Genomic DNA, 12,413 nt, shown 5'->3' on the forward strand with positions numbered 1-12,413 from the left:
TACTGCGTGAGCTCGAGCATCGCCTGCTCGTGCTCGGGATCGGCCTTGAGGTGCTCGAAGTAGCCGAGGATGCCCGATTCGAGCAGCTCGGCGAGGCTCTGGCCGGGAACGAGGTCGGGGATGACTGCGAGCTGCTCCCGCGCGACCACGGTCACGATGAGCTCGTCGATGAGCTCGTCGCGCGAGTCGAACGCGTAGTGGAAGCTCGCGAGGCTCATGCCGGCCTCGGCCACGATCGCGCGCGTCGTGGCCTGGGCGATGCCGCGACGCGACACCACGCGCAGGGCCGCCTCGATGAGCGCGGTGCGGCGCTCGGACGCGGGGATGCGGACCACGCGGCTCCTCTCGACTCCATCGCCGACTGAAGTGGGACGATCGTCCCAGTTGGACCAGTATGCACGAAACCCGCCGACCGCGCACGCGCCAGCGGCTACGCTCGCACCATGCGCCTCGGGGTTCTCGACGTCGGTTCCAACACCGTCCACCTGCTCGTCGTCGATGCGCATCCCGGCGCCCGCCCCATCCCGACCGCGTCGCACAAGCAGGTGCTCCGGCTCATGCGCTACCTCGAAGCCGACGGCGCCATCAGCGACGAGGGCGTCCGCGCCATCCTCGAGGCGATCGGCAGCGCAGCGGATGCCGCGAAGGAGGCGGGCATCGAGGAGCTGCTCGCGTTCGCCACCTCCGCCATCCGCGAGGCGACGAACGGCGAGGAGGTGCTCGCCCTGGTCGCGCGGCGCACCGGCGTCGAACTGCAGGTGCTGTCGGGCGACGACGAGGCCCGGCTCACGTTCCTCGCCGTGCGGCGCTGGTACGGCTGGTCGGCCGAGCGGATCCTGCTCTTCGACATCGGCGGCGGCTCGCTCGAGGTCGCGCAGGGCATCGACGAGATCCCGGATGTCGCGCGCTCACTCCCCCTCGGTGCCGGACGCTCGACCATCGCGTTCCTGCCCGACGACCCGCCCTCGACCGAACAGGTCGCCGCGTTGCGGGCCCACGCCCGAGCGGTGCTCGCCGAGGCCGTGGGGTCCTTCCGGGAGCTCCCCGCGCCCGATCACGTCGTCGGCTCGTCGAAGACCATCCGCTCGCTCGCGCGGCTGGCCGGCAGCGTCGAGGACGGCGTCGGCTCCACCGAGCGCTCCGTGCTCACCCGTGAGGGCCTCGACGACTGGACCCCCAGGCTCGCGAAGATCCCCGCCGACGCACGTCCCGCGCTGCCCGGCATCACCGCCGACCGCACCTTCCAGATCGTCGCGGGCGCCGTCGTGCTCTCCGAGGCCATGCGCGCGTTCAAGGTGGACGAGCTCGAGGTGTCGCCCTGGGCGCTCCGCGAGGGCCTGATCCTGCGGCGCCTCGACCGCCTGGGCTGAGGCGGGCGTCAGGCGGCGGGGGCCGGTTCGATGGCCTCCCGCGCCGTCTTCGCCCATCCGGTGCGACCCGACCAGTGCCGCGCGAGCGACACGAAGTAGACCGGGAAGATGATCCACGTATACGCCGTGTACGGCAGGGCGATGACCAGCGAGCTGAGGAAGCCCCAGACCCCGCGGCGCCGGAAGTACAGCGCGAGGAATCCGGGGCCGAACCCGAAGGCGATGAACAGCAGGGCGAACCCGATCGTGGCGGGGATGACCGGCACCTGGTAGGCGATCGCGAGCACGATCGTGGCGAAGAAGTCCACGCCGGCGATCGTGAGGAGCAGCGGTGTGAGGAGGTAGTAGACCGCGTCGGTCCGGGCGACGAAGCCGCGGTGCATCCGGCCGACGCCTCCGACCATGCCGAGCGCCTGCCACGCGCCCTGCGCCCAGCGCACCCGCTGTCGGAACAGGCGGCGCAGCTGCGGCACCCCCTGCTGGTCGATGGCGGCGCCGTTCTCCTGGGCGCCGGTCCACTCCGACTGGACGAGCCGCACGCCCAGGTCCTGGTCCTCGGTGAGGCGGTGTCGCCACGGTCCCTCGTCGTCGGCGATGGACTCGAGCGCCGAGAGGCGGTTGAACTGGCCGTTGCCGCCCATGTTCGCCGTGCCCCACGCCGACCTTCCCGCCTGGTAGACGAGCCCGAACGAGGAGAACTCCACGTTCTGCGCCCACGTCAGGAAGTGGTTCGCGTTGTAGATGCGCACGAGCACCTGCACGCCCGCCACCTTCGGGTCGGCGAAGTGCCACGCGACACGGTCGGGCGCGTGCGGCTCGAGGCGGCCGTCGGCGTCGACGATGCCCAGGATGACGCGATCGTGCCCCATCCCGGCGAACTCGGGTTCCGCCAGCACGTCCTCGAGCACGTAGCGGTACGCCTCGTTCAGCGCGGCCGCCTTCCCGAGTCGCGCTTCGGGCGGAATCCGGGTCAGCACCCGCAGGTTCGGCGCGTCCAGGCCCGACAGGATCGGGCCTGTGCCGTCGGTCGACCCGTCGTTGACCACCAGGACGATGCTGCGTGCCGCCCGCGCGGCCGTGAGCCGCGCCACGCTGTCGGAGATGGTCACCTCCTCGTCGAGCGCCGGCACGACGAAGACCCAGAGGAAGTCGTCGGCGCCGGGTCGGTCGGGCGAGCGCTCCCCCTCACGCAGCCGCCGGGTCCTCCGGCCGGCCCACGCGAGCGCGAAGATCGACCAGAAGGAGGTCAGCGTCACCGCGAGCGCGATCCACAGCACCACCTGCACGGCCGGCGGGAGCCCGGCGAAGAGGTTCCACCAGCGCGCATCCTCAGTCATCGACCACGCCGCCCAGTCCTTCGGCGAGCCCGTCGCGACCCGATGGCCACTCGAACGACCCGGCCGTGTCCTCCAGGTAGCCGGCGCCGCGCAGCACCTCGATGCGGTCGACGCCCGGCCCGAACTGCTGCGGCGGGGCGCTGCCGAACACGATGTGCTCGCAGACGCGGAGGATGCGCTCCGAGGCGTGTCCGTCGCCGTACGGGTTCGACGTCGAGGACCGCCGGGCGTACTCGAACGGGTCGTCGAGCAGCAGGGCCGCGGATGCCACGATGCGGTCGACGTCCGATCCGACGAGCTCGACCGTGCCGGCCTCCACGCCCTCCTGGCGCTCCGTGCTCTCGCGCAGCACGAGCACGGGCTTGCCGAGCGCCGGCGCCTCCTCCTGGATCCCGCCGGAGTCGCTGATCACGAACGTCGACCGGCCGAGGAGCCGCGCGAAGCGCACGTAGTCCATCGCCGGCACGAGCGACACGTTCGGCCGTCCCTCGAGGTGGCGGCGCATGACCTCCTGCACCGCCGGATTCGGATGCAGCGGCGCGACGTAGCGCACGTCGGGGTACTGCGCGGCGAGGTCGCCGACGGCGGTGGCGATGCGTTCGAGCGGCTCGCCCCAGTTCTCCCTGCGGTGCGCGGTGACCACCACGAGCCGGGGTCCGTCGTCGTCCTCGAGATCGTCGAGCGCGGGCACGCCGTAGGGCACCGGCAGCTCGGCGGCGAACAGCAGCGCGTCGATGGCGGTGTTGCCGCTGACGAACACCTTCCCTTCGGGGATCCCCTCGCGCACGAGGTTCTCCTCGTTCCGGAACGTGGGCGCGAGGTGGAGGGCGGCGATGCGCGAGATGAGCTGGCGGTTCAGCTCCTCGGGAAACGGCGACAGGGTGTCATCCGTTCGCAGACCCGCCTCGATGTGGATGACGGGCACGCGCGAGTGGAACGCGGCGAGCGCGGCCGCGGCGGCGCTCGACGTGTCGCCGTGCACGAAGCAGGCGACCGGATAGCCGTCGGGCGGTGCCCCGTAGTTCGACGGGCGCCCGGGACCCAGCGACTCGAACATCGCCGACATGCCCTCGAGCACGTCGGCGAACAGCCGGTTCAGCGTCCGGCCGGGCGCACCGGGCGGGAACGTGACGTCGGGGCGGATGCCGCCGAGCGCGAGCACGTCGGCCACGAGCTCGGTGTGCTGGCCCGTGGACACCACGATGGCGCGGAAATGCGCGCTGTCGCTGAACGCCCGGATGACCGGCAGCATCTTGATGGCCTCGGGCCGCGTCCCCACCACGAACACGGCCGAGAGCGCGGGCGCACCGACCTGACCCCCCAGATCCCCCATGGGCTCACGCTAGGCCCTTCGCGCGACGGCGCGCGACCCCTCGTCGGCGGGGCACGCAACCGCCTCCTCAGCGGCTGCCCCCGGGCGGACTCACAGCCCGACCATCGACATGCCCGAGTCGTCGTAGCGGTTGCCGGCGACGCCGAGCTGCTGCACGAGCGCGTCGAGTTCGGCGACATCGTCGGCGGACAGTGCGATCGCCGTCGAGCCGGCGTTCTCGTCGACCCGCTCGCGACGACGGGTTCCGGGGATCGGGACGATGAACGGGTGCTGCGCGAGCAGCCAGGCGAGCGCCACCTGGCCCGGCGTCGCGCCGCGCGCCTCGGCGAGCTGCCGCACGTGGTCGACGAGGGCCTGGTTGGCCGAGAGGTTCTCGGGCGCGAAGCGGGGAACGCGCGCGCGGATCTCGTCGGGCGCGAAGGTCGCGTCAGGGGCGACCGTGCCCGTGAGGAACCCCTTGCCCAGCGGACTGAACGGCACGAAGCCGATGCCGAGCTCGGCGCACGCCGGCAGCACCTCCGCCTCAGGGTCGCGCGTCCACAGCGAGTACTCGCTCTGCACCGCCGTGACGGGGAAGGCGGCGTGGGCACGCCGGATGGTGCCCGCGCCCGCCTCGGACAACCCGAAGTGACGCACCTTGCCCTCGGCGACGAGCTCGCCCACCGTGCCGGCGACGTCCTCGATGGGCACGTCGGGGTCCACCCGGTGCTGGTAGAACAGGTCGATCGCATCCACCTTCAGGCGCTGCAGCGACCCCTCGGCGACACGGCGGATCTGCTCGGGACGGGAGTCGACGCCCTGCATCCGGCCATCGACGATGTTCCAGCCGAACTTCGTCGCGACCACCACCTGGTCGCGGATCGGGGCGACCGCCTCGCCGACGAGTTCCTCGTTCTCGTAGGGCCCGTAGACCTCCGCCGTGTCGATGAAGGTGACCCCGTGCTCGACGGCGTAGCGGAGCACCCCGATCATGTCGTCCCGGTCGCCCGGATTGGGTCCGTAGCTCATCGACATGCCCATGGCGCCCAGCCCGACGGCCGACACCTCCAAGCCCTGGCCCAGCTTCCTCGTGTGCATCAGGTGCTCCTCACCATGTGTCATCCGCCACCATGCATTATCCGACCGAGAGATTCGGCAACGCGCGCACGCCGAACTCGTGCCGCAGCGCGCTCAGCGCGGCGTACCACCCGTTCAGGCCGGTCACGCCCGGCCCTGGCGGCGTCGAGGCCGACGCCAGGTACACGCCGGGGACGGCGGTGCGCCAGGGGTCGGGCGAGCACACCGGTCGGCGAACCAGCTGTCCGATCGACGGCGTGCCCGAGGCGATGTCGCCGCGGACGTAGTTCGGGTCGTACCGCTCGACGTCCTTCGCGGTGCGGCTGGATGCCGCGAGCACGAGGTCGCGGAAGCCGGGGGCGAACCGCTCGATCTGCCGCGTGATCGCCTCCTGCTGGTCGGCCGTCGAGCCGCGCGGAACGTGGGTGTACGTCCACAGCACGTGCCGCCCCGCCGGCGCACGCGAGTCGTCGACGATGGAGGGTTGCGAGGCGAGCACGTACGGCGATCGACTGTGCCGTCCGAGCGCCACGTCGCGTTCGGCGCGTGCGATCTCCGCCCGGGTGCCGCCGACGTGCACGGTCCCCGCTCCGGCGAGGCCGGGCGCGGTCCACGGGACGGGGCCCGCGAGGGCGAAGTCCACCTTCGCGACCCCGTTGCCGTAGCGGAAGCGGCGCAGCGACCGCGCGTAGGCGTCGGGCACGCTGCGCCCGGCGAGTCGGAGGAGTGCCCGCGGGGTCACGTCCATGAGGATGGCGCGGGCGGATGGCAGTTCGCTGAGCGCCGTCACCTCGGCGTCCGTGGTGATCCGGCCCCCGTGCGCCAGCAGGTCGGCGGCGAGCGCGTCCACGATGGCCTGGCTCCCGCCGACCGGGATCGGCCAGCCTCGGGCGTGCGCGGAGGTGCCGAGCGCGAGTCCGGCCCCGGCCGGCGCGACCCCCGGCATCGGCAGGATGGTGTGGGCCGCGACCCCGGTGAGCATCGCCGGTGCGACGTCCTCCGCGAAGCGGGCGTTCCAGAGGGGCGAGCCCTGCTCCAGTGCCCGAAGGCCGAACCGCACCGCGGTCACCGGATGCGCGGGCACCCCGAGCAGGTTGCTGCCCGTGAAGCCGGCGACGTCGTCGGCGCGTGCCACGAGCGGCGCCATCAGGCGGCGGTACGCGGCGCCGTCCCGGCCGAGGGCCTCCGCGGTCCGGTCCAGGTCGAGGTACGCGAGCCCGGCCCGGCCGCCGTCGAGCGGATGCCCGTACGAGACCGGCGGCAACCGCAGCTCGATGCGCCGCGCGAGCTGGAACTCGCGGAAGAATCGCGACGCGAGGGCCATCGGATGCACCGCCGAGCAGATGTCGTGCCGGAATCCGGGCAGCGTGACCTCGGAGGTGCGCGCGCCACCGCCGATCGTCGCGTTGCGTTCGAAGACCTGCACCGAGAGTCCCGACCTGGCGAGCGTGACCGCCGCGGCGAGTCCGTTCGGCCCGGCTCCGACGACGACCGCGTCCACGTCGGTCACCCGCTGCGCCTCCGGGAGGCGCCCTCGCGCCCCTCGGCGAGGAACGCCAGCCGCTGCAGGGTCTCCCGGTTGCGGAGGTAGAGCATCGGGTCCGTGAGGAATCGCGGGATCCAGCTGCCCGGACCCTCGACCGGCTCCTCCTGGATCCGGACGATGCATCCGCGCGACCCCTCGCGCACGTCGATCGTCACGCGAGCCTCCCCGATGGGCCACCCCTTGGCGCGCACGACGGCGCGGCGTGGCGGATCCCACTCCAGGCTCACGGTGTCGTCGTCGATGAGCAGCGGCCACACGCCGACCGAGTGGTGGAGCTCGCTGCGCTCGGCCGGCCAGTCCCGGTCCACCGCCCGCATCCGCGACGCGCCCACGACCCAGCCCGGGTAGAGCCATCCGTCGGCGAGGACCTCGAACACCGCCTCGGGCGAGCACCGCATGGCGCGAACGTTGCGAGACACTGGGTYCCCCTCCGGGCCGTCCGGGCGCACGACCCACCCCGACGCTAACCGCGCGCCGCGGCCGTGTCGCGGGATTGACACCCGGCTGTCAACCCGGTTGTCGGCGAAGTGGGGCGCTTGTGGGATGAACAAGACGACCCACGACGAACCGAGAAGGGCGCACCGACATGAACCAGCCGGCACAGCAGCAGGAGCCTCCAGGCTCCGAGCAGGAGATGACCCCGAAGCCCGACCACGGCGAGGAGAGCTACCGGGGATCCGGGCGGCTCCAGGGGAAGGTGGCGGTCATCACCGGCGCCGACAGCGGCATCGGCAAGGCCGTGGCGATCGCCTATGCGCGCGAGGGAGCCGACGTGCTCGTGAGCTACCTCGACGAGCACGAGGATGCCGCCGAGACCTGCCGCCACGTCGAGGAGGCGGGGCGCCGCGCCGTGTCGATCTCGGGCGACCTCGCCGACCCCGCCCACTGCCGGGAGGTCATCGCCAAGGCGGTCTCGGAGTTCGGCCGCATCGACGTGCTCGTCAGCAACGCCGCGTTCCAGATGGATCACCCCACGCTCGAGGAGATCCCCGACGAGGAATGGGATCGCACCATCGCGGTCAACCTGAGCGCGTTCTTCCACCTCGTGAAGGCGGCGCTGCCGCACCTGGGCGAGGGCGCCTCGATCATCGGCTCGTCTTCGGTGAACTCCGACATGCCGTCGCCGTCGCTGATCCCCTACGCCGCGACGAAGGCCGGCATCGCGAACATGACCGCGTCCCTGGCCCAGTTGCTCGCCGAGCGCGGCATCCGGGCCAACAGCGTCGCACCTGGACCGGTGTGGACCCCCCTCATCCCGTCGACGATGCCGCCCGAGAAGGTGGAGAGCTTCGGACAGCAGGTCCCGATGAAGCGCCCGGCGCAGCCCGCCGAGCTCGCGCCGGTCTACGTGCTGCTCGCCTCCGATGAGGCCAGCTACGTGTCGGGCGCCCGCATCGCCGTCACCGGAGGGAAGCCGATCCTCTGAGGACCCCGAATCGCGACGAGCGGATGCCGCGGCCGGCCGGGCTGCGGCATCCGTCATCGTGTGACCGGCTCGCCTCAGAGGTCTTCGACCCAATCGGGGAGGTCGTCGGCCGCCGATGCCGCGGACGGGACGTTTCGCATGGGCTGCAGGCGTGCCGTCATCGCCTCCAGATGCGCCAGCACGTCGGGGTCGCGCAACTCGCCGAACGGTGAGTCGGCTGGCTTCGCCATGATCTGGCTGGCCGGCCCGACGAGCACCTTGACCATCTGGCGCTCCCCGTCGTCGTCGAGCGTGGGGATCTCCACCGTCGACGCCGTCTCGCTCTGTGCAAGTGCCTGGCTGTAGGTGAGCAACGCCTCGGCAATCTCATCGCCGGTCAGCAGCTCGCCCCCGGCGTACACGATCGTCATCACGACATACAGGATGCCGCCGCGCGGGAGGGTTCGGGACCGGCTTGACGCCCGCGGCACAGGGCGTTATGCGGTCCCGACCAGCGTCGGCAACTCGCCGGATGCCTCCGGGGGCCGCGCCTATTCGGCGCTCACCGCTCCTTCGTGATGCGGCGTGCCGACCGGCTTCGACTCGGAGCTGCCGCGCTGGCGCAGCACGATCGACAGGGCCACCATGCTGCCCACCGCGAGGAACTCGGACTGCCAGTTCTGCAGCGTGCGGTTCCAGAAGTCCGCCGAGACGACGTACTCGCCGAAGCTGAGGAGGTCCTGCCCGTGCTCGGCCTGCTCCGCATTGAACACCGTCTGCCCGGCGATCGCCTGCGCCAGCCACGACAGCAGGAAGATCGCGCCCATGGTGATGAGGAGCGAGTTGCTGTAGACCGACTGCCGCCAGCCCGTGGCCTTCGCCCACGACGGAGACTCCGGCTCGGCGTACCGGCCCACCTTCTGGTCTTCATCGCTGCCGATGCCCTCGTGCCCGACCTCCTTCGACTCGGGCGACCCGGCCTGCACGAGCCAGATCGTCGCGAAGATGAAGAGGAAGAACTGGAGGTACTCCGACTGCCAGTTCTCGGCCACGTCGACGACGAACTCCGACGACGTCACGAAGTCGAGCCAGGTCACGACTGCGGCGCCGTGCGCGAGCTGGTCCTCGTTGAAGGAGATCAGCCCTGCGATCGACTGGCCGATGAGCGCCAGCACGAAGAGCACGGCGAAGAAGATGCTGAGTGAATGCTGCCGGATGCGCACGCCGATCACCGCCCGGAGAGCCCGATGCCGAGCATGTAGACGAGACCGACGGCGATGCCGACGATCCATGTCGTGGAGAGGACCTTCATGCCGCGAAGATAACGCCGGTTCCGGCCGAACGGCAGCGGGTTGACGGAGCGCGGTCGCGGTGCTCCCGCTGGGATTCGAACCCAGACTCGAGCGAGTTTAAGTCGCCTGCCTCTGCCGATTGGGCTACGGGAGCGCGGCGCCAGAAGGGCCGGCGCCACGCACCCACACTACTTCGCGGTCCACCGCCGATCCGACGGCCGGGCACGGCGAAGGCCGGCGCGATTCGATCGCGCCGGCCTTTTCGCTCATGCGGGCCGCTGGGCGGCTCGCCTACTTCGCGGCGACGGGCTCCTGGTCTGCCGCCTTCGCGTCGGCTGGCTGGGCGTCGGCAGGCTTCGCCTTGGCCTTCACGGCCTTCGGCGCTGCGGCAGTGGATGCCGCGACCGGCGCGGGCGCGGGCGCCGAGGCCGCGGGCTTCGGACGCGCGGCGAACAGCTCGAACTGGGCGCGCGGCTGCTGCAGGGCGGGCAGGCCCACGATGTCGCGGCCGAGCCAGAAGTTGTTCCACCAGCCCCAGAAGACGCGGAACTTGCGCTCCCAGCTCGGCATGGCGAGGCCGTGGTAGCCGCGGTGTGCGAACCACGCGAGCAGGCCCTTGATCGCGAGCTTGCCCGACTGGAACACGCCCTGGCCGACGCCGAGGCCGGCGACGGCACCGAGGTTCTTGTGGAAGTACTCCTTCGGCTCCTCGCCCCGCAGCACCGCCACGATGTTCTTCGCGAGGAGCTTGCCCTGTCGCACCGCGTGCTGCGCGTTGGGCACGCAGTAGCCGCCCACGCCGCCGCCCGAGAGGTCGGGGACCGCGGCGATGTCGCCGGCCGCCCACGCATCGGGCACGAAGTCGTCCTCGTCGCCCACGCGGAGGTCGGCACGGGTCTGCACGCGGCCCCGCTCCTCGACGGGCAGGTCGCTCGAGCGCACGATGGCGGGGTTCGCCATGACGCCGGCCGTCCACACGATCAGGTCGGTCTCGAAGGTCTCACCCGTCGAGAGCTCGATCTTGCCGTCGACCGCGCTCGTGAGCTGCGTGTCGAGGTGGATCTCGGCGCCGCGCTGGGCGAGGTGCTTGATGACCCAGTGGCTCGTCTCGAGCGACACCTCGGGCATGATGCGGCCCATCGCCTCGATGAGGTGGAAGTGCGTCTCGTCGAAGGTGATCTGCGGGTAGTACTCGAGCAGCGAGCTGGCGAACGAGCGCAGCTCGGCGAAGACCTCGATGCCGGCGAATCCGCCGCCGACGACGACGAACGTGAGCAGGCGCTCGCGCTCGGGACCGGGCGGGAGGGTCGACGCCTTGTCGAAGTTGTCGAGCACCCGGTCGCGGATGAACACGGCCTCTTCGATCGACTTCAGGCCGACGGCGTTCTCGGCGATGCCGGGGATCGGGAAGGTGCGCGAGACGGCGCCGCCGGTGACGACGATGACGTCGTACTCGAACTCCCAGGGCTCACCGACCTCGGGCGTGATCGTCGCGGTCTTCGACGCGTGGTCGACGTGGGTGACCTTCGCGGTGACCACGTTGGTCTTCTTGAGGTGGCGGCGCTGCGCGACCACCGCGTGACGGGGCTCGATCGAGCCGGCCGCGACCTCGGGGAGGAACGGCTGGTAGGTCATGTACGGCAGTGGGTCGACGATCGTGACCTCGGCCTCGCCGGGCCGCAGCCACTTCTCGAGCTTCCACGCCGTGTAGAACCCCGCATAACCACCGCCGACGATGAGAATCTTGGGCACGGTGAATGGACTCCTCATATTTCTGGTGCGTGCGGCCTGGTGCGTGCGATCACTGCTCGCGATTGCGGACAGTCCGCCTGGAATGCCGAGTGGCGCCGATGCCCAACAGCGCTGCTAGCGTACCAAACCCCGCGACCAACGAGAGCGGCACCGTGATATAGGCCAGCGTCCACGCCGTGGGCAGGAGGGTCTGCGCGCCGTCGGACCTCGGCGGGGGCGGATCGGCGATCGGCACGATCGCCTGCTCCTCACTGTCGGGCGCGGTGGTCGGGGCATCCGCTCGCCGGTGGATGGTGATCCATTCGGCAAGGCTCCCGAGGGGGCTCGAGTCGACCTCGGGCACGTCGGCGGTGAGCGCCTCGACCGGGTCGATGATGCCCCAACCGTAGAGCGGGCTGGGCACGTTCTCCTGCCCGTGCGGATCGGCCGTGCGAATGAGTCGTTCGATGACGTTGGCCGCGTCGAGGTCGGGGTACTCGCTGCGGATGAGGGCGACCAGGCCCGACACGATCGGCGCCGCGGCGCTCGTGCCGTCCCACTGCACGTAGCTGCCGTCGGGCAGCGCGCCGACGAGGTCCTCGCTCGGGGCCGCCACCGCGATCGTGATGCCCTGCGAGCTGGCATCGAAGCTCGCGTTCTTGTCGCGGTCGACGCCCGCCACGGTGAGCACGCCGGGGATCGTGGCGGGTGCGCCGACCTCGCTCGTGCCGCTCCCCCGGTTGCCGGCCGCCGCGACGACCACGACGTCGTTCTCGAACGCGTACGTGAACGCGTCGTCCCAGCTCTCGGGCCAGTCGCGGGTGTTCCGCGTCAGCGACATGTTGATGACGTCGGCGCCGTTGTCGACCGCCCACCGCACCGCCTCGGCGATCTGGTCGTCGTTCGACTTCACCGCGCCCGTGTCCTGCCCGAACGCGACCGAGGCGGAGAGGAGGTCGGCCTTCGGGGCGACGCCGATGACACCGTTGCCCTCGCCAGTGCCGCGACCCGCGAGGAGGGACGCGACCAGGGTGCCGTGGTCGGGGTCGTCGCCGACGGGCGTCTGTCCGTCGGGGGTGCCGAGGCCCGAGACATCGGTGCCGCCGACGACGGCACCGCGCAACTCGGCGACGTCGCCGCTCACCCCGGTGTCGATGATCGCGACGGTCACGCCCTCGCCCTGCGAGCTGTTCCACGCCGTCGTGAAGCCGTAGTCGGTGAGCCAGTACTCGAGGTCGCGCACGGTGTCGGCGTGGGCCGGCGCCGCGCCCGCGAGCGCGAGGACGGTGGCCGCCACGGCGGCCGCGGCGGCCTTCGCGACGACCGCGAACGGGCGACGAGCC

12 protein-coding genes and 1 tRNA gene are annotated in these 12,413 nt (G+C 71.5%); 2 read left to right on the top strand and 11 right to left on the bottom strand.

Annotated elements, in window-relative coordinates:
- Positions 1-335, bottom strand: a 335-nt coding sequence (locus AC1DY2_RS07270; RefSeq protein WP_476761812.1) for a TetR/AcrR family transcriptional regulator, incomplete at its 3' end; no start/stop codon positions are given.
- 108 nt (positions 336-443) lie between these two features.
- On the opposite strand from AC1DY2_RS07270, the gene AC1DY2_RS07275 reads away from it, so the two are divergent.
- Entirely contained in the window at positions 444-1,370 is a 927-nt protein-coding gene (locus AC1DY2_RS07275) for a Ppx/GppA phosphatase family protein (RefSeq protein WP_476761813.1), read from the top strand.
- A gap of 8 nt (positions 1,371-1,378) precedes the next feature.
- Here AC1DY2_RS07275 and AC1DY2_RS07280 read toward each other — a convergent pair whose 3' ends face one another.
- The 5 genes from AC1DY2_RS07280 to AC1DY2_RS07300 all read right to left on the bottom strand — a co-directional run bounded on the left by AC1DY2_RS07280 (position 1,379) and on the right by AC1DY2_RS07300 (position 7,061).
- A complete protein-coding gene (locus tag AC1DY2_RS07280; RefSeq protein WP_476761814.1) occupies positions 1,379-2,707 on the bottom strand; it encodes a glycosyltransferase in 1,329 nt (442 codons plus the stop codon).
- Complete coding sequence (gene wecB / locus AC1DY2_RS07285) at positions 2,700-4,040, bottom strand: non-hydrolyzing UDP-N-acetylglucosamine 2-epimerase (protein ID WP_476761815.1); 1,341 nt, start codon at positions 4,038-4,040, stop codon at positions 2,700-2,702. Before wecB ends, AC1DY2_RS07280 begins: the two co-directional genes overlap by 8 nt.
- Positions 4,041-4,130: 90 nt before the next feature.
- Positions 4,131-5,117, bottom strand: a complete 987-nt coding sequence (locus AC1DY2_RS07290; protein WP_476761816.1) for an aldo/keto reductase — start codon at positions 5,115-5,117, stop codon at positions 4,131-4,133.
- Between the two features lie 37 nt (positions 5,118-5,154).
- The gene (locus AC1DY2_RS07295; RefSeq protein WP_476761817.1) at positions 5,155-6,606 is read right to left on the bottom strand and encodes a phytoene desaturase family protein; all 1,452 of its coding nucleotides are present in this window, start codon (positions 6,604-6,606) and stop codon (positions 5,155-5,157) included.
- Positions 6,603-7,061, bottom strand: coding sequence for an SRPBCC family protein (locus AC1DY2_RS07300; RefSeq protein WP_476761818.1), 459 nt, complete (start codon positions 7,059-7,061; stop codon positions 6,603-6,605). The genes AC1DY2_RS07295 and AC1DY2_RS07300 overlap by 4 nt, the downstream gene beginning before the upstream one ends.
- A 167-nt stretch (positions 7,062-7,228) precedes the next feature.
- On the opposite strand from AC1DY2_RS07300, the gene AC1DY2_RS07305 reads away from it, so the two are divergent.
- Positions 7,229-8,068 carry an SDR family oxidoreductase gene (locus AC1DY2_RS07305; RefSeq protein WP_476761819.1) on the top strand — a complete coding sequence of 280 codons (840 nt, stop codon included), beginning with the start codon at positions 7,229-7,231 and terminating at the stop codon, positions 8,066-8,068.
- Positions 8,069-8,142: 74 nt separating this feature from the next.
- On the opposite strand, the gene AC1DY2_RS07310 is transcribed toward AC1DY2_RS07305, so the two are convergent.
- The 5 genes from AC1DY2_RS07310 to AC1DY2_RS07330 form a co-directional block, all read right to left on the bottom strand.
- The gene (locus AC1DY2_RS07310) at positions 8,143-8,478 is read right to left on the bottom strand and encodes a hypothetical protein (RefSeq protein WP_476761820.1); all 336 of its coding nucleotides are present in this window, start codon (positions 8,476-8,478) and stop codon (positions 8,143-8,145) included.
- Positions 8,479-8,598: 120 nt separating this feature from the next.
- Positions 8,599-9,270, bottom strand: coding sequence for a DUF6766 family protein (locus AC1DY2_RS07315; RefSeq protein WP_476761821.1), 672 nt, complete (start codon positions 9,268-9,270; stop codon positions 8,599-8,601).
- A 149-nt stretch (positions 9,271-9,419) separates the two neighbouring features.
- Positions 9,420-9,493 (bottom strand) — tRNA-Leu (locus AC1DY2_RS07320).
- Positions 9,494-9,630: 137 nt separating this feature from the next.
- On the bottom strand, positions 9,631-11,091 hold the full coding sequence (locus tag AC1DY2_RS07325) for an NAD(P)/FAD-dependent oxidoreductase (protein ID WP_476761822.1): 1,461 nt from the start codon (positions 11,089-11,091) through the stop codon (positions 9,631-9,633).
- A gap of 49 nt (positions 11,092-11,140) precedes the next feature.
- Positions 11,141-12,413: S8 family serine peptidase (locus AC1DY2_RS07330; RefSeq protein ID WP_476761823.1), on the bottom strand; the 1,273-nt coding region annotated here is incomplete at its 5' end.

This window comes from Agromyces sp. P1_H4 (assembly GCF_056405255.1).

Excerpts from the sequence above, each read along its gene's own strand:
- AC1DY2_RS07275 (WP_476761813.1), top strand. The coding sequence starts at position 444 with ATGCGCCTCGGGGTTCTCGACGTCGGTTCCAACACCGTCCACCTGCTC.
- AC1DY2_RS07280 (WP_476761814.1), bottom strand. The coding sequence starts at position 2,707 with ATGACTGAGGATGCGCGCTGGTGGAACCTCTTCGCCGGGCTCCCGCCG.
- wecB (WP_476761815.1), bottom strand. The coding sequence starts at position 4,040 with ATGGGGGATCTGGGGGGTCAGGTCGGTGCGCCCGCGCTCTCGGCCGTG.
- AC1DY2_RS07290 (WP_476761816.1), bottom strand. The coding sequence starts at position 5,117 with ATGCACACGAGGAAGCTGGGCCAGGGCTTGGAGGTGTCGGCCGTCGGG.
- AC1DY2_RS07305 (WP_476761819.1), top strand. The coding sequence starts at position 7,229 with ATGAACCAGCCGGCACAGCAGCAGGAGCCTCCAGGCTCCGAGCAGGAG.
- AC1DY2_RS07310 (WP_476761820.1), bottom strand. The coding sequence starts at position 8,478 with ATGACGATCGTGTACGCCGGGGGCGAGCTGCTGACCGGCGATGAGATT.